The 18029-nt window shown below is 37.4% G+C and carries 14 protein-coding genes; 11 read left to right on the top strand and 3 right to left on the bottom strand.

The annotated features are described in order from the left end of the window. Positions 1–13: 13 nt before the first annotated feature. Entirely contained in the window at positions 14–1270 is a 1257-nt protein-coding gene (locus tag HWX04_RS01660) for a lytic murein transglycosylase (protein ID WP_175868510.1), read from the bottom strand. A 259-nt stretch (positions 1271–1529) separates the two neighbouring features. On the opposite strand from HWX04_RS01660, the gene HWX04_RS01655 reads away from it, so the two are divergent. Then, on the top strand, positions 1530–2420 hold the full coding sequence (locus HWX04_RS01655) for a UTP--glucose-1-phosphate uridylyltransferase (protein WP_175868509.1): 891 nt from the start codon (positions 1530–1532) through the stop codon (positions 2418–2420). A 39-nt stretch (positions 2421–2459) separates the two neighbouring features. Next, a complete protein-coding gene (locus HWX04_RS01650) occupies positions 2460–3452 on the top strand; it encodes a KpsF/GutQ family sugar-phosphate isomerase (RefSeq protein WP_175868508.1) in 993 nt (330 codons plus the stop codon). A 240-nt stretch (positions 3453–3692) separates the two neighbouring features. Here HWX04_RS01650 and omp10 read toward each other — a convergent pair whose 3' ends face one another. Next, positions 3693–4061, bottom strand: coding sequence for an outer membrane lipoprotein Omp10 (gene omp10 / locus HWX04_RS01645; RefSeq protein ID WP_175868507.1), 369 nt, complete (start codon positions 4059–4061; stop codon positions 3693–3695). Between the two features lie 266 nt (positions 4062–4327). On the opposite strand from omp10, the gene HWX04_RS01640 reads away from it, so the two are divergent. From HWX04_RS01640 to guaB, 3 genes are all read left to right on the top strand, one after another. Next, positions 4328–5713, top strand: coding sequence for a sigma-54-dependent transcriptional regulator (locus HWX04_RS01640; RefSeq protein ID WP_175868506.1), 1386 nt, complete (start codon positions 4328–4330; stop codon positions 5711–5713). 384 nt (positions 5714–6097) lie between these two features. Beyond that, entirely contained in the window at positions 6098–7669 is a 1572-nt protein-coding gene (locus HWX04_RS01635; RefSeq protein WP_175868505.1) for a phospholipase D family protein, read from the top strand. A gap of 145 nt (positions 7670–7814) precedes the next feature. Then, positions 7815–9314 (top strand): IMP dehydrogenase, encoded by a 1500-nt coding sequence (gene guaB / locus HWX04_RS01630; RefSeq protein ID WP_175868504.1) that lies wholly within the window; start codon positions 7815–7817, stop codon positions 9312–9314. Between the two features lie 179 nt (positions 9315–9493). Here guaB and HWX04_RS01625 read toward each other — a convergent pair whose 3' ends face one another. Continuing rightward, positions 9494–9640 (bottom strand): hypothetical protein, encoded by a 147-nt coding sequence (locus tag HWX04_RS01625; RefSeq protein WP_175868503.1) that lies wholly within the window; start codon positions 9638–9640, stop codon positions 9494–9496. 515 nt (positions 9641–10155) lie between these two features. On the opposite strand from HWX04_RS01625, the gene HWX04_RS01620 reads away from it, so the two are divergent. The 6 genes from HWX04_RS01620 (at position 10156) to ugpE (ending at position 18027) form a co-directional block, all read left to right on the top strand. Beyond that, entirely contained in the window at positions 10156–11442 is a 1287-nt protein-coding gene (locus tag HWX04_RS01620) for an RsmB/NOP family class I SAM-dependent RNA methyltransferase (RefSeq protein ID WP_175868502.1), read from the top strand. A gap of 132 nt (positions 11443–11574) precedes the next feature. Further along, positions 11575–13131: a glutamine-hydrolyzing GMP synthase gene (guaA, locus tag HWX04_RS01615; protein WP_175868501.1), complete on the top strand. Its 1557-nt coding sequence runs from the start codon at positions 11575–11577 to the stop codon at positions 13129–13131. A gap of 198 nt (positions 13132–13329) precedes the next feature. After that, positions 13330–14052 carry a glycerophosphodiester phosphodiesterase gene (locus HWX04_RS01610; RefSeq protein WP_175868500.1) on the top strand — a complete coding sequence of 241 codons (723 nt, stop codon included), beginning with the start codon at positions 13330–13332 and terminating at the stop codon, positions 14050–14052. 798 nt (positions 14053–14850) lie between these two features. Next, on the top strand, positions 14851–16185 hold the full coding sequence (gene ugpB, locus HWX04_RS01605; protein ID WP_175868499.1) for a sn-glycerol-3-phosphate ABC transporter substrate-binding protein UgpB: 1335 nt from the start codon (positions 14851–14853) through the stop codon (positions 16183–16185). 95 nt (positions 16186–16280) lie between these two features. Then, positions 16281–17165, top strand: coding sequence for a sn-glycerol-3-phosphate ABC transporter permease UgpA (gene ugpA / locus HWX04_RS01600; protein ID WP_175868498.1), 885 nt, complete (start codon positions 16281–16283; stop codon positions 17163–17165). 10 nt (positions 17166–17175) lie between these two features. After that, a complete protein-coding gene (gene ugpE, locus HWX04_RS01595; RefSeq protein ID WP_175868497.1) occupies positions 17176–18027 on the top strand; it encodes a sn-glycerol-3-phosphate ABC transporter permease UgpE in 852 nt (283 codons plus the stop codon). The last annotated feature ends 2 nt before the right edge of the window (positions 18028–18029 follow it).

Here is an 18029-nt window from a genome sequence, read left to right as displayed (position 1 = left end):
CCTTAACTCTCTATTATTGTTTACGAAGGAGAAAAAGCACTTGAGATGATGGATATCCATTTGCTTTTAAACCGTGATGAAGCTGAAAAGCTTGAATTGCTTTGCGGGAGGCAGTCCCGATTTTTCCATCAACATTTCCTTTATAATAGCCCAGCGCACTTAAGCGAGATTGCAGTTCTTTGCGTTCTTGGAAGGTAAGGGGTTGAAAAGGTCTTGGCCAATCATGCACTAATCCAGAATGTCCAGCAATACGATCAGCAAGAAGGGAAACAGCCAAAGCATAACGATCTGCATTATTATAACGTTTTAGAACAAAGAAATTTTTTGTGACTAAGAATATAGGTCCTTTGGCTCCATCTGGATATTTTAATATTACTTGTTCAGCTAATGGAGGAAGAGGATGCCCATTGGCGTATTTTACACCTAATTTTTTCCATTGTTCAAAGGAATACCAGCCTTCGGGAAGATTTTTCCCCTGGGGAACTTTCACCTCTACTCCCCAGATAAGGTGAGGCTGCCAGCCATTTTTGTGGAGAAGATTAGCTGCAGTAGCCAGAGCATCTGGAACAGAGGTCCAGATATCACGCCGTCCATCTTTGTCCATATCAACGGCATAGGAGAGATAACTGCTTGGAATAAATTGGGTATGTCCCAATGCACCGGCCCAAGATCCAGTGAGTTGAGAGCGTTTAATTTCACCATTTTGTAGAATTTTCATAGCAGCAATCAGTTGTGTTTGTGCATATTTTGCACGTTTTTTATCAGCATAGGCTAGGGTTGCAAGCGAGCGAATGGTATCACGCATGACACCTTTATTGGCTAAAATTTTACCGTAATTGCTTTCCATTGACCAAATAGCAAGCAAAATATTGCGGTCAACACCAAAACGTTCTTCAATTTGAAGAAGCCATTTATTCCATTTTTTTGCTTGGCGCCGTCCTTCCACAATTGCGATATGATGGACACGATTATCGAAATAATTCCATGAGGGAGCAACAAATTCCGGTTGGTATAAGGCGCTTTTTAAAACTTCTGGATCAATGGCATTAACACCTTTAAAAGCCATATGAAACGTAGAGGGAGTAATATTGTGAGCAATAGCTGTTTTTTTAAATTCTTTAATCCAGTTTTGAAATCCGCTATCAGCATATGAAAAGGATGCAAAAAACATTAAAAAAACAGACAAAAGAATGGCAAAGCCAGTGATAAGCGTACTCCGATTTATTGACTTCTCTAAAAAAGAAAAAGTCTTCAATTCTGTTTTTTGCATTTTGAAATCCCCATTAATATTCAATTTATTAGATATACAATAACTTTATTTTGTATTTAGTTTAATTGATAATATGATCAAGAAGAGGAAAAAACTGCAACAAATAACTTGTTTAATCCCTTCAATAAATGCTCATATTCTCTTTTACATTTTTGATTGCCTATTATAAGGTAATCAAAATAATAAGATATCTTTTTACCATTTCGTAAAAACATGTGATAAATAAAAAAATGGTATGAATTCATTGAGGAGGGTGGGGTTGCGTAAAATCCGGAAAGCAGTATTCCCCGTAGCTGGTCTTGGTACGCGTTTTCTTCCTGCAACAAAAACGATTCCTAAAGAAATGCTAACAGTTGTTGATAAGCCTGTTATTCAATATGTTGTGGATGAGGCACGGGAGGCCGGTATTGAGCATTTTATTTTTGTGACTGGACGCAACAAAGCAGTTATTGAGGATTATTTTGATGCGCAAGTTGAATTATATACCACACTTGCTGAATGTGGAAAAGAAGAAGACCTTGCACTTTTATACCGTTTACAGCCGTTGCCAGGGACAACTTCTTTCACACGGCAACAGCAACCTTTAGGGTTAGGGCATGCGCTTTGGTGCGCGCGTGAATTAGTTGCAGGCGAACCTTTTGCTTTGTTATTACCTGATATGTTAATACAAGCGAAAAAGGGGTGTCTTTCTGAAATGATGAGCCTTTATGAAAGAACGGGTGGCGGAAATATTATAGCAGTTCAGGAATGCGATCCTAGAGAAACTTATAAATATGGTATTGTAGGGAAAGGCAAACAGATCGCCAATGGTTTTAAAATCACAAAAATGGTTGAAAAACCAGCGCAAGGGACGGCACCATCAAATTTGTACATCAATGGACGTTATATTTTGCAGCCAGAAATTTTTAATATTCTTTCTACTCAAGAACGAGGAGTAGGAAATGAAATTCAATTAACAGATGCTATGATACGGCTTTCAAACGAACAGGATTTTTGGGGATTACAATTAGAAGGGCGCACTTTTGATTGCGGTTCTAAAGCTGGTTTTATTGAAGCTAACGTTGCATTTTCTTTGGCACGCGCTGATATGCACAGCCACATTTCTGCCTCATTGAAAAATTTACTAGAAACTATTAAAGTTAAGAAATAATGTAGATCTCTCATTTAATTTTATTGATCGAATTTGATTATGATAATATCGTCTCCTCATATGGCTTTGCAAGGTGCTGTTGCATCGGCGCTTAAAACACTTGCCAGTGAAAAGCAAGGGCTTGAAGTTCTTGAAGCCGCCCTTCTTGGAAGTCTTTCATCTTCTTTTGATGCGGCTGTTCAAACCATTAGAAATGCCCGCGGACATGTGGTCATTACGGGTCTTGGGAAAAGTGGTCATATAGGGACAAAAATTGCAGCAACCTTAGCTTCAACTGGAACGCTTGCTTTTTTTGTTCACGCTGCAGAAGCCAATCATGGTGATCTTGGTATGATTGGATCTGATGATGTTATTCTTGCTTTATCATGGTCTGGTGAAACGCAAGAGTTAAGTGGCATTATGAGTTATGCTGCACGTTTTCGTATTCCCCTTATTGCAATGACATCAAGTGAACACTCTGTGTTGGGACGACAAGCTGATATTGTTCTCTTATTACCAAGAGTAGAAGAGGCTTGCCCCCATGGTTTAGCTCCTACAACTTCAACAATTATGCAATTGGCAATGGGAGATGCATTAGCGGTTTCTCTTTTAGAAATGCGTGGTTTTACCGCAACCGATTTCAAACTATATCATCCTGGTGGTTCTCTTGGTGCAAGCCTTAAATACGTGTGTGATATTATGCATGAGGGGGATCGTATTCCTTTGGTTATGCAGGGAACAGCTATGACTGAAGCTATGAATGTTTTGGTAGAAAAACATTTTGGTTGTGTTGGTGTTATCAACCCAAAAGGTGAACTCATTGGAATTGTGACCGATGGTGATCTTGCACGGAACATTCATTTTAATTTATCAAAATTTAATGTTGATGAGGTAATGACCAAGGCTCCTAAAGTTGTAAAGCCAAATACACTTGTTGGTGCAGCGATGGCTTTTATTAATGATCATCATATTGGTGCATTTTTCGTGGTTGAAGATAAAAAACCGATAGGAATTGTTCATTTCCATGATCTTTTGCGTATCGGTGCTGCTTAGATTAAAGTTTTTTATCAGATAAAATATTATTTTAGGCTAAGATAGATTGATGATATAAAGTCACAACTTCATTGTGAAAGGACTTTTTTCTAATTATCATGTTTAGAAAATTCTACAAAGAGAGAGATTATATTAGTCTCTTTGCGCATTTTAGAGAGGATTTTCTATCAGGAGGAGAAAGGGTCACCTCCTGGTTGATGTATGTGCCCCCTCTGTTCTTAATGAGGAAAAGCTTCACTTTTATCTTGTTGAGGATTTCCGCTTAAGGAAAAACTGTGCTCCTGTATTTGAGGTGCAAAGAAGTTGTGTGGCGTCATATGACATTGTGCAATTGACTCTAGAAATTGTTCCACGGAGAATAGAACGTATTTCAATTTCTATATTTTGGGCATTGAGATAATTATATACCCCTTCTGATAATTTTTCTTCTGTATCTGCTGCACGCGTTTCAAAAACACCATTGTGGAAAGAAGAAATAATACCATTTTCATCAACCCATTTTCCATCAATTCCAGTTGATATATTGGGGCTATAATATTGCGAAAAGCTACAGGCACTTAATAGCAAAGCGGTGATTGTAAGACATAAAATATGATAGGTATGTTTCATTTATTTCACTCTAATTTAGATTATTTTGCTCTCTATTTCCTATAAAATTATTAAATTATGCCATGAGTCAATATGAAAAATTTGATGAAAATCAATGAAAAAGCAAAAAAATAGAAAAAAATGCCTTAATGTTGTATTTAATTAACAGCTTGATGAAATGTGCAAGTGAAACACAAGAGGTGAAATATTTCTTATGGTTTACAACAATTTTTACATTAAGCCGCTGAATAGTCTCATGAGTAATCTCAAAGGAGATTATTGACATTATGGTTGGTCCCATTCTTGTTGCGAGTGAAGATTATGGAAGACGTATAGAGCTTTCTGCTATGCTCCGAGGTTTTGGTTACCGTGTCATTGAAGCAGAAAATGGCCTCCGTACAATTGATCTTTTACACAGGCGTAAAAACATTGTGCTTGCACTCCTTGATGTTGTTATGAGTGATTTGAGTGTAAGCGATTTGATTAAAATGATTAGAGTTGCTGGTGTTTCTGTTCCTATTGTTGTGATAGCACAACAAGAGAATCAAGATTTACTCCAGAAAGCTTTAACAGCTGGAGCTATTGATTATTGGATTCATCCAGTAACATTATTACGTGTAAGAGTTACTTTGGATATTCTTGCTCTTATTTCTGCTTTGGAGCATGAGGTTCGAGATATTCGGCGAAAAAAAGAGAATCATTTACGGTTTTCGGACCTTTGCATAAAAAGTAGAGCTATGCAGATTGTTTTAGAGCAATCGAGAACAGCAGCAACGACTCCACAGAATCTTTTGATAGAGGGTGAAGTTGGAACAGGTCGTGAGACCTTAGCACGTATTATTCATCATGAAGGTTTATTCTCTGAGGGCGTTTTTATTCGCTTTCAATGTACAGCGATTGTTGATCCAGAAGAAGAAAATCAGCATTGGTTTAAAGAATTTCTCCCATTGGTTTCTTCGCTTGAAAAAGGGACACTTTGCCTTTGTGATATTGATCGACTTGAGCCGATACAGCAAAAACGGTTTGCTCATTATCTTAAAGAAAGGGAAAGGGATACAAAAGGAGAACTTTTCCCTTTTCGGATCATTGCTATTTCAACATCGCGTTTAAAAGACTTGGTTAAAGAAAACTTTTTTTTGGATAGTTTGTTTGAACAATTTTCTCATTTGTCTATTAACGTTCCTGCTTTAAGAGAATTAAGGGATGACTTTCCCGAGATCACACAACGTTTGATTGATCGCATCATAACAGAAACAGGGCGATCTCATGTCCATGGTTTAGCGGGTTCAGCTCTTTCATTGCTTATGCAGTATGATTGGCCTGGCAATCGGAATGAACTTGAAAATTTTCTATTTCGTGCGATTTTACTCAGTGAGGGACCGTTATTAACTGTTCGAGATTTTCCGCAATTAATGGGAAATTCATTAATGAATGTTCCCAATATCATTGAGGGTAATATGCAAGAAGATAATGAACAAGAATCGATACAGTTTTTGAATACTGATGGGCATGTGCGTACTTTTGCAGAGATGGAACATGATATTATCGAAAAAGCGGTTAAACATTATAAGGGACATATGAGTGAGATTGCGCGCCGCCTTCATATTGGTCGCTCTACACTTTATCGAAAAATGGAAGAATTGAGAACCATAAGAAATCAAGAACGAAAGTAAAATTCATAACAAATCTCTTTTGATGAAAAGCATGATTTTCAAAAAAGGAGAAGGTTTTTTGATAAAATGAGTGGGGGCATTTAAAAGAAAATAAGCATTTATTATAAACTTTATCTATTAAGGATGATTTTATAGACTTAAATCAAGTATAATTTTTGTTGGACTATTTTATAGTTTGTTTCATTTTGTACAATTTTCATTAAATTTACATTTTTTAAAGCTTTTAAATATTACAGCTAAAATTTTTGCGTCATGGATATTAAGTTTATACTCTTTTAAGCAAGAAGTGGCATTCTATTTGATACATAGTTAAGATAAAATGACGCGTATTGTGGTTCGTATCATGGTTGATGCGATAGTTTTAAAATAGAAAGTTTATCCTTTTTGACTTTTTTACAGATTGTTATTGGTTGTATTCTCTTTTTTTTTATTGCCTCTATGTTGGCAATCTACACCTATGGGCGTTTTGTGAAAAGTGCTAGGGGAGAATCTTCTTATGCATTGCCTATTCAGAAGGATGAAACCAAGTTTGATCGTATCGTTAGTCAATTGGCTGAGGAAGAAAATGGATTGGGGGTTAATAAAGATGCCCTTTCTCTCATCATAAGCAATTTGGATGCGTTTTGTGTTCGTGCAATAGGTGCGGCAGAGGCAGGGCGTAGCCTTGATCTGATGTATTATATTTGGGATGATGATTTAACTGGTCGTCTATTATTAAGTGAAATAGTTGAGGCAGCTGATCGAGGCGTTCGGGTACGGCTTCTTTTGGATGATATTAACGCTCAGGCACGTGATCCAGCTTATATTGCGCTCGATAAACACCCTCATATTGAGGTGAGAATGTTTAATCCAGGGCGATCGCGTAAAGGTGGTTTACGCCGTGGTTTAGAAATTATATTACGGGCAATTACTGTAACACGGAGAATGCATAATAAAGCTTTTATTGTTGATGGCAGGGTTGCTTTTGTAGGAGGACGTAATCTTGCAGATTCTTATTTTGATGCTGCTGAAGAATCTCATTTTCGAGATTTAGATTTGATGTTAATCGGTCCCTCTGTTAAAAAGGTAGAAAGTATTTTTGATGATTTTTGGAATAGTGCTGTTGTTTTGCCAATTCATACTTTGGTTATTCCGAAAAGCGCAAGCGATCTTAACTATTGGAAGGATAAATTACGAAAGTTTCGGGGTTCCAAAGTTGCAAAGGTTTATTTAGATTATGTCAAAGAGCACATTAACTTTGATTTTTTTATCCAGACAGGAAAGCGGTTATTTTTAGCTGATAAAGTTATTGTTCTTTCTGATCCTCCAGAAAAAGCATTGCGTAAAAAAGCAAGCAATTGGCTTATGAAGGCACTCTCAAAGGTTATTGTAAATGCCCAAAAAACAGTTCAGATTACATCACCTTATTTTGTTCCAGGTAAGGTTGGTACACAGAATTTTAGTAATTTGGTTTCAAAAGGTGTTGATGTCAAAATTCTTACGAATTCTTTGGCTGCGACCGATGTAGCATTAGTGCATGGTGGTTATGTACAGTATCGTAAGGCGCTGTTAAAAAGTGGTGTTAAGCTTTATGAATTAAAAGCAGAAGGTAACCCCCATGGGTTACGATTGTTTCGATCGAGTAAGGCAAGTTTACATGCCAAAGCTTTTTTAGTTGATCGTAAAACAGCTTTTATTGGATCTTTAAACTTTGATCCCAGATCAGCAGCACTCAATACAGAAATGGGCATTCTTTTTGAATGTGCCCCCATTACAGCAAGGCTAGATTTGTTGTTTTGTGAAGAAACGACGGGAGAGATGAGCTATCATCTTCGTCTTGGTGAGAATAATCGTATTTATTGGGATTTTATTGAAAATGAAAAAAAATATAGCATTGATTATGAGCCAGAAAGCAATTTTTGGCGTCGCGCATTTGCAAAAATAATAAGTTGGTTACCGATTGAATCACAATTGTAAATTTTTATAAATCATAAAAAAATATTTATTTTTCTTTTCATTTTGTTTTTAGCATGGCATAATTTTTTGCCAATCTAGCATGTATGGAACCGCAGTTGTGTTTTAAAGCTTCTTGCGGTGTTTTTATTATAAGAGGAATTTTGCTATGGCGAAGATTGTTGAAACGGGGACAGGGGCATTAGCTCTGACTTTTGATGATGTACTTTTACAGCCCGGACATTCTCTTGTTATGCCTAGTCAAGTAGATCTTAGGACGCGCATTGCCGCTGATATTAAGCTCAATTTGCCATTACTTTCTGCAGCCATGGATACGGTCACAGAATCGCGTTTAGCAATTGCCATGGCTCAAGCTGGTGGTCTTGGGGTTATTCATCGTAATATGTCTCCTGCTGAGCAGGCAGAAGAAGTCCGCCAAGTAAAAAAGTTTGAATCTGGTATGGTTGTTAATCCAGTCACAATTGGCCCCAATGCAACACTTGAAGAAGCGAAAGCTTTGATGCGCTTTCATAGCATTTCAGGTATTCCGGTTGTTGAAAATAGTGTTAAAGGTGAGACTGCTGGACGGCTTGTTGGCATTTTGACCAATAGAGATGTCCGTTTTGCATCGGATCCAAAACAGAAAATTTATGAATTAATGACACATGAGAATTTGATCACAGTGCGTGAAAATGTTCAACTCAGTGAAGCAAAATATCTTTTACATTACCACCGTATTGAAAAATTATTGGTTGTGGATGAACAAAATCGTTGTGTCGGCCTGATAACAGTTAAGGATATTGAAAAAGCAAAATTAAATCCAAATGCGGCTAAAGATTCTCAAGGGCGCTTGCGTGTCGGAGCGGCAAGTAGTGTTGGGAATAATGGGATTGAACGTGCTGAACGCCTTATTGATGCAGGTGTTGATGTGTTGGTCATTGATACAGCGCATGGACATTCTCAGCGTGTGCTAGAAACTGTTGAACAGATTAAAAAGATGGCTTCCTCTCCAGCTGTTATTGCTGGGAATGTTGCGACTGCTGAAGCAACGCAAGCATTGATTGACAGTGGTGCAGATGCAGTAAAAGTTGGTATTGGCCCTGGTTCTATTTGTACAACGCGTATTGTTGCTGGTGTTGGTGTTCCTCAACTTGCAGCTATTATGAATGCTGCAGAAGTTGCTGAAAAAGCAGACATTCCCCTCATTGCAGATGGTGGGATCAAAGCGTCGGGTGATTTTGCTAAAGCTTTAGCGGGTGGGGCTTGTGCAGCGATGATTGGTTCTCTTTTAGCGGGGACAGAAGAAAGTCCTGGGGAAGTTTATCTTTATCAAGGTCGATCTTTTAAAGCCTATCGCGGTATGGGATCTGTTGGTGCTATGGCACGAGGATCAGCAGATCGCTATTTTCAAGATGACGTGCGTGATGAATTGAAGTTGGTTCCTGAAGGTGTAGAGGGTCAAGTGGCCTATAAAGGTCCTATAGCATCAGTTCTCCATCAGCTTGCTGGTGGACTGCGTGCTTCGATGGGTTATGTTGGGGCAAAAGATCTTGTAGAGTTTCGTAAAAAAGCAACGTTTGTTCGTATTACCAATGCAGGACTCCATGAAAGCCATACGCATGATGTTTCTATTACACGGGAGAGCCCAAACTATCGGGGTCCAGTTTGAAAGCATAAGAGCTTAACGTCGTATTGCATAGATGTAAAATCTTCCGGAAACAAGGAAGAGAGATGGTTCTTTTTTCTGGTTTTGATTTGGTGTAATAATTCAAAAAAGGAAAGAATTAGAGGCTAAAACTCTAATTCTTTCTGTTAGGACTATGTGAAGTAAATTATATAAAGTTAGAATTAACTTTTTGTTGTTTTGCGTCCCATCTTTGACGCACGTTGGCGAGTGTTTGCCTGATCACCTTGGACGGATTTCTTTCCATTGTTTGAGGGCATTGTATTATGACGGCTTTTAGATGAAGTCATTTTTCCATTATTATAAGTCATTATTTTCTCCTTTTAAATTATCTGGCAGGTGCCAGTATAGTAAAAACGGTCATGCTAAATCGTGGTTCCAAGCATTTTCTAAAAAGTTAATTTTTTCTTAAAAATCAGATGGGTTTGTCTCATCTTATTAGAAGCTTTTTCTCTTTTTTCAGATGGATAACATTTTCAAGATGGAAGATATCCGATTTTTCCTGTTGCTTAGATAAGTCAAGAAAAGTTTATTTCACGCAATAATTAAAGAGTTTATTTTTTCGTAATGTATGGGGGAAAGAAGTTCTTTATGGATGGCAGCGTATCTTTTAGCATAAGAAGATTTGATGTATTTTAGAAGAATATAAAGCTAATGGGTAGAAAATGAAAGGGAAAATCTAGATACATTAAATTCGATCTTATAAAGAAGTATGCCCAGATCATTTTATAAAGAGAATGTCAATTTTTGAGAGTTTTGAAGAGGTTTAAATAATATTATTTTTTTATAAAGGTTTAAAATTTCATTATTTTAATGGGAGAAATGAATGCGATTAGGTGGGCGTTTGCAAGCAGCAATAGATGTTCTCAAAGAGATAGAAACGAGGTATCGCCCCGCAGGAGAAGCTTTAAAGGACTGGGGACTTTCTCATCGTTTTGCTGGAGCAGGTGATCGTGCAGTCATTGGTACAATTGTTTATGATGTTTTAAGACGACGATATTCTTTACAGTGGCGTATGGAGAGTGATGATATTCGGGATATTGTTTTTGCGACTTTATTAGATACTGGAAAAATGACGCTGGAGCAAATTGACAATGCGTTAGAAGGAGATCGGTTTGCACCGCAGTTATTAAAGGCTAAACAGCGCAAATCGTGGCAAAAGCAGCAATTAGTGGATGCTCCAGACTATATTCGTGGTGATATTCCTCAATGGTGTCAAGCACATCTTTGTCCTTTATTTGGTGATAATTGGATCGTGGAAGCTGCTGCGTTAGCAACGCGTCCTTCTTTAGATCTACGGGTAAATAGCTTAAAGGCAACACCAGAAAAGGTGTTAAAAGAGTTAGCAAAAACCAAACTTCAATCTTTGCCATGGTTTCGGCAAGCCTTAAGAGTTGCTCCGATTGAAAAATTTGATCGCCATCCCAATGTTCAAGTGGAACCAGCTTTTCAAAAAGGGCACTTTGAAATACAGGATTTAGGGTCTCAAATTGTTGCTCACCTTGTGGAAGCGCAAGCAAGTATGCAAGTATTAGATTATTGTGCAGGTGCTGGGGGCAAAACATTAGCTTTAGCTTCTAATATGAACAATCGTGGGCAAATTTATGCTTATGATTCCGATAAAGGGCGTCTAGCGCCTATTTTTGATCGTCTTCGACGCGCTGGTGTTCGTAATGTACAAATACGAGCACAAAAAGAAGAATTGAAGTCCTTAATAGGCCAGATGGATAGAGTTCTGTTAGATGCACCCTGTAGTGGAACAGGAACATGGCGTCGTCGTCCAGATGCGAAATGGCGTTTAACATTAGAGCAGGTAAAACAACGCCAAACAGAACAGAGGGCTATTTTAAATGAAGCGATAGATTATCTTAAGCCAAATGGGCGCTTAGTCTATATTACCTGTTCTCTTTTTGCAGATGAAAATGAGGAACAAATCTCCCATTTCCTTCAACAACATTCTCATTTTTATCCAATAGATATGTCGGCACTTTGGCAGAAGCATTTTAGTTTTTCTCCTGACCAGCCAGTCTTTTCAAATTATGGACTCACTTTATCGCCTGCAACAACACAAACAGATGGTTTCTTTTTATCCGTATTACAAAAAAAACATTGATCCATATTTTTGCATTTTTTATCATAAATTTTACGAGAATAATCTTTTTCTTAAGAAAACAGGCTTGTGAAAAGAGAAAGATTAAATCATAACTCTCATGAGTTCTCTTTTACAATTGTTGATTGGTTTTTTATGAGCATATCACATCCAGACACTGTTCTTATTATTGACTTTGGTTCACAAGTTACACAACTTATTGCACGACGGGTGCGCGCAATGGGGGTATACTGTGAAATTATTCCTTTTCAATTGGCTTTAGAAGTTGTACGCCGCATAAATCCTAAAGCTATTATTTTATCAGGAAGTCCTTATTCCGTTATTGATGAAGGGTCGCCGCGTGCTCCAATGGAAATTTTTGAGGCCGGTATTCCAATTCTTGGTATTTGTTATGGGGAACAAGTTATGTGTGTTCAGCTTGGAGGAAAGGTTGAAGCTGGATATGAGCGTGAATTTGGTCGTGCTTTTTTGGAAATCCAAGAGGAGAGTGCTCTTTTTGATGGCGTGTGGGAAAAAGGTTCTTGCTATCAAGTATGGATGAGTCACGGTGACCGTGTAGCCGCTTTACCAGAAGGTTTTCGTGTCATAGGAACCTCAAAAGGAGCTCCCTATGCGGCTATTGCTGATGAGAAAAGACATTTTTATGCGGTACAGTTTCACCCTGAAGTAATCCATACATCGGATGGTACAAAACTTTTGCAAAATTTTATTCATAAGATCTCTGAAATTAAAGGCAATTGGTCAATGGCTTCTTATCGTGAGCAGGCGATTGCGACAATACGACAACAAGTTGGGAAAAGTCATGTGATTTGTGGTCTTTCAGGGGGAGTGGATTCATCTGTTGTAGCGGTGCTCCTTCATGAAGCTATCGGAGACCAATTGACATGCATTTTGGTCGATCATGGATTAATGCGTAAAAATGAGGCTCAGGAAGTTCTTACATTATTCCGCGATCACTATAATATAGAGCTTATTCACGTTGATGCTGCCGATATATTTCTTAATGCTTTAGAAGGTGAGACAGATCCAGAAAAAAAGCGCAAAACGATAGGTCGCCTTTTTATTGAAGTTTTTGAAGAAGAAACTAAAAAAATAGGAGGTGCAGAGTTTTTGGCGCAAGGAACACTTTATCCAGATGTTATTGAGAGTGTTTCTGCTATTGGTGAAACGTTAACCATTAAAAGTCATCATAATGTAGGGGGGCTACCAGAACAGATGAATATGAAGCTAGTAGAACCGTTGCGTGAGCTCTTTAAGGATGAGGTTCGCTCGTTGGCACGAGAGTTAGGGTTACCCGAGCCGTTTATTGGTCGTCATCCTTTTCCAGGTCCCGGTCTTGCAATTCGGTGTCCAGGGGCTGTAACTCGTGAAAAATTAGAAATTTTACGTGAGGCAGATGCTATCTATCTTGAGGAAATCCGAAAAGCCGGTCTTTATGATGAAATTTGGCAAGCTTTTGCTATCCTTCTGCCTGTCCAGACTGTTGGAGTGATGGGGGATGGTCGCACGTATGAATTTGTTTGTGCACTTCGTGCTGTCACATCTGTCGATGGAATGACCGCTGATTTTTATCCCTATGATATGGCATTTTTAAGTAAGACAGCATCACGCATTATTAATGAAGTTAGAGGGATTAATCGTGTTGTTTATGATGTAACCTCAAAACCTCCTGGTACCATTGAATGGGAATAATTGAAATGCAGGATAAGTTTTTTAAGAATAAAATATGATTGAAAGTTTGATATTTAGAAAAATGTAAAAAATCTTAAAAAATAATTGTGCACGTTTATAGGATATAAGTCTTTATTTGAAAATTTGTACGCTAATATCATTGAGAGCCAATGTCCTTTAAACTATTGTCGTTTAAAATTGAGAAGTGTGAAATTTTTCATGTCTGAGAAAAAAATTGTTGCACACCGTGGTGGAGCACATCTTTATCCTGAAAATACCTTTTCGGCATTTAGTAACGCTATAACGTTAGGTGTTGATGAAGTTGAATGTGACGTTCATTTGCTAAAAAGCGGTGAAGTGGTTGTTTTTCACGATTTCCGTTTAGACCAATTGGTGGGAAAAAAGGGATATATTTACGATATTGATAATGAAACACGCAAACAACTCTGCGTGAAAGGAAGCCAAGAAGCACCGCCTTTGCTAGAAGAGGTGCTTGATCTTTTAGCACCAACCAATGTTGGCTTGCATCTTGAAATCAAAACATGTGGTGAAGTGGAGCGTGAAACAATCTTATCTCAAAAAGCACTTGCACTCATAAAAAGTCGAAATTTATCAGAACGGGTTTCTGCCATTAGTTTTGATCCTTTGAGTCTTCGCCCTTTTATTGAAGCAGGAATACCATCTGGTCCATGTGTTGATAATTTTGAAGGTGATATGTATCGTCATTTTTCTGAATGGAAACAATTGGGTTATTCTGATTTAAGTTTAAATGGTTCCATTGCCTCACAGGACTTTATTGAAGCAGCTCTTGAAGCTGGTTTTACTGTAGGGGTATGGACAATCAATGGAAAAGCTCGGTTATCACATTGGCTTAATATGCCTGTACATTATATTACGACAGATCAACCTGATCTTGCATTGCAATTGCGTGCACAAAGGTAAAAAATATACTTCTATAAAATTCATATACCTTTATAAAGCCCAGCATAATGAAAAAAAGCAGGAAGTGTTTTCTTTTATGTGACAATAATACATTGATTTTAATGATAACTCAATACTTTCTACATGGAGTGAGGGCATTTAATATCAAGAGATTTTCTCACTTCAAATTTTTTACAATGAATCAACCAAAATTATTCTCTTGCATATTACAAATGGGATTGGTGTGTGAATAAAAAGCTATTGAGAAAAAATAAAATATTTATTTAAGTTTTCTTAAAAGCAAGGCTTTATTGAAGTATTAGCTGCATCATAGGATGATGCTGTTTTGCATGAGGCACGTATTTCCATTGCAGGGAAGGAGACTATTAAGTGCTTCAAAATGATTTTCTTAATTTTAAAAAAATCTATTTGTTTCTTCGTTAAATTCAGTCGCAACATCATGTTAAGATTATAAGCTGGAGATTATAATATAAATAACAAAAGAATAAACAATTCTTTTTTTTAAAAAAGGTAAATTCAGATATTATAAAAGTCATTCAATGACATTAATGATCTATATCTTTTTACTTATTCCCTTACTTATTTAAGTCATCTCACTTTAACAAACGCGTATCTTGTTAATGTATAAGAAAGCTTATAGAAGAAAACGTATAAATCTAAACAAATTCATTTGATCTTTTGGTGGTTCCTGTTTAAATGAGAAAGTATATTCTGAAATAAAACTGTTGTAGCATGTTTATGTGTAATACTATAAATCCAGGGGTAGTTTGTATTCCATCACTTCAGAAAGGGTGAACCATGAGTCGTTTTTATCTTTTCGTAGCGGCCACGGTTGCTATCATAATGTTTGCAGCAGGAATAACAGTGAGTTTTGCGCAGACAAAAATCAGCTTTTGGCATTCTATGAGTGGTGAATTAGGGAAGCAAACTGAAAATCTTATTAAAGATTTTAATGCAAGTCAATCTGAGTATAAAGTTGTGCCTTCATTTCGCGGCGAGTATGAAGAGGGGTTGATCGCACTCATTGCAGCGTTTCGTGGAAAGAAACAGCCTGTGCTTGCCCAAATTTATGATGTTGGTACTGGCACTATGATGGCAGCAAAAGGTGCGATCTATCCATTTTATCAACTTATGGCGGATACGAAACAAGAATTTGATCCTACAGATTATTTTCCTGCTATTAGCGGCTATTACTCCGATGCACAGGGGCATATAATCTCTATGCCATTCAATATTTCAACACCCATCCTTTATTACAACAAAGATATCTTTAAAAAAGCAGGGCTTGATCCAGAACAGCCCCCTAAAACATGGCAAGATATAGAAGACTTTTCTAAAAAAATTCTTGAAACTAAAGCGGCTACGTGTGGTTTTACAATGGCTTATGCAGCTCAATGGATTGGTATAGAAAACTTTTCAGCGTTGCATAATGTTCCTTTTGGAACGCAGGAAAATGGCTTTAAGGGGCTTGATTCAGAACTTACATTTAATGGACCTTTACAAGTGCGTATGTGGACAGATCTAAAAAGGTGGTCTGATCAAGGTATTTTCCGCTATGGTGGTCCTGCAGGCGCATTAGATTCAACACCAATGTTTATGGCACAAAACTGTGCAATTTTTATGCAATCTTCAGGATCACATGCTGGAATTGCTTCTGAAGCTCAGTTTAATGTAGGCGTTGGTATGCTACCCTACTATAAGGATGTAGAAGGAGCACCGCAAAATTCAGTTATTGGGGGAGCTTCTATTTGGGCATTTAAGGGGCATACCCCAAAGGAATATGCTGGAGCAGCTGCTTTTCTTAAGTTTCTTTCAAAAACAGAAAATCAAACAAAATGGCACCAAGGAACAGGTTATCTTCCAACCACGAAAGCAACTTATGAATTGAGCAAAAAACAACATTTCTATGAAAAAACGCCAGGGGCTGATATCGCGATCAAACAAATTAACCTTAATCCACCGACAGTTAACTCGAAAGGAATAAGATTTGGTAATTTACCACAACTCCGTACCATTCTGGATCAGGAGTTGGAAGCTGTTCTTAGTGGTTCAAAAACACCGAAAGATGCTTTAGATGAGTCCGTTAAACGTGGGAATAAACTCTTGCGTGAATTTGAAAAATCTAATCATTAATTTCGTTTTTTTGTTAAACATTAAAGACTCAACAAAAACAGTTGAGTCCTTTTTGTTTATCTTTTTAAAGCCTCTACATTTAAAGAACCCTGCGAATGCAAGAAAAACATGCATATTTTAAAAATAGTCTCCTTTCTTACGGACTGCTTTTTCCTCAGCTTCTTGTAACTTTTTTATTTTTCTTTTGGCCTGTTGCTCAAGCCATAAAATCTTCCTTTGAACGGGAAGATCCTTTTAGCTTTACAACAACCTTTATTGGTTTTGAAAATTACCTAACTGTTCTTTCTGATACTACTTATCTGCAATCACTTCTTACAACTGCAGTATTTTCCATTTCAGTGACTGTTGCTTCAATGACAATATCACTTCTTTTGGCTGTCTGTGTTGACCGTGTTATCTGTGCAAAAAAAGCTTATACAATGCTTTTGCTCTGGCCCTATGCCGTTGCTCCAGTATTGGCAGGTATATTATGGTTGTTTACCTTTCATCCTACCATAGGGATTATCCCTTTTCTTCTCGAAAAAATAGGGGTGTTATGGAATTATCGTATTAATAGTACTCAAGCGATGATTCTTATTGTCATTGCGGCTAGCTGGAAACAAATTTCTTACAATTTTCTCTTTTTTCTTACGGCTCTTCAATCTGTTCCACATTCTCAAATAGAAGCAGCAGCCATTGATGGTGCCGGTCCCTTTAAACGATTTTGGACTGTGGTCTTTCCGCAAATTTCACCAACGACATTTTTCCTTCTTATCGTCAATATCAATTATGTTATGTTTGATACTTTTGGGATTATTGATAACACAACTTCTGGAGGCCCTGCGCGTGCAACGAGCACTCTTGTCTATAAAGTATATGACGATGGCTTTAGAAATCAAATAATCGGTACATCAGCAGCACAATCAACAATATTGATGTTGATGGTTATTGTCGTAACGTTTATCCAATTTCGCTGGATTGAACGTCGTGTACAATATTAGGAAATAAATTATGGTTGAAAATCGCCCTTTTTTGAAATTTCTAACACATATCACTCTCATTGTTGGCATTATCATTATTTGCTTTCCAGTTTATGTTGCTATCATTGCATCAACCCATAGTTCAGCAGCATTTAATGCGGGAACACTGCCTCTTTTACCTGGGGGATATGCTCTGGAAAATTATAAAACAATCTTTGGCGATGGCCTTGCACAGCGCGGACTCCCTAATCTCTGGCTACTCTTAATGAATTCACTCATTATGGCTCTAGGCATTAGCATTGGAAAAATTATTATTTCACTTTTGTCTGCTTATGCAATTGTTTATATGCGCTTTCCCTTCCGAAAAACTGCTTTTATTCTTATTTTTGTTACATTAATGCTTCCTGTTGAAGTTCGTATTCTTCCAACCTATGAGGTTGTTGCAAAATTAGGGATGATCGACACTTATAGTGGAATGATTATTCCACTTATTGCATCCGCAACCGCTACATTTTTATTTCGCCAGTTTTTTTTGACTGTTCCTGATGAACTCTTAGAGGCAGCACGTGTTGATGGTGCAGGACCATTTAAGTTTTTTAAGGATATTCTTCTTCCTCTTAGTAAAAGTAATATAGCTGCTTTATTTATCATTATGTTCATTTATGGATGGATACAATATCTCTGGCCTCTTATCATCACAACGGATAAAAATCATCAAACGATCCTTATTATTTTAAAACAGCTTATTGTCGAATCACTACAACATGATCCTCAATGGAATATTCTCATGGCAGTATCGGTCGTTGCCATGGTACCGCCTGTTCTTGTTGTTATCTTCATGCAGCGGCTTTTTATTAAAGGCCTTATTGAAACGGAGAAGTAATT

The organism is Bartonella gabonensis, from assembly GCF_903679515.1.
Lineage (GTDB): Bacteria > Pseudomonadota > Alphaproteobacteria > Rhizobiales > Rhizobiaceae > Bartonella > Bartonella gabonensis.
The sequence above is the reverse complement of the archived record's forward strand: the minus strand, read 5'-3'. Positions and strand labels throughout refer to the sequence as shown.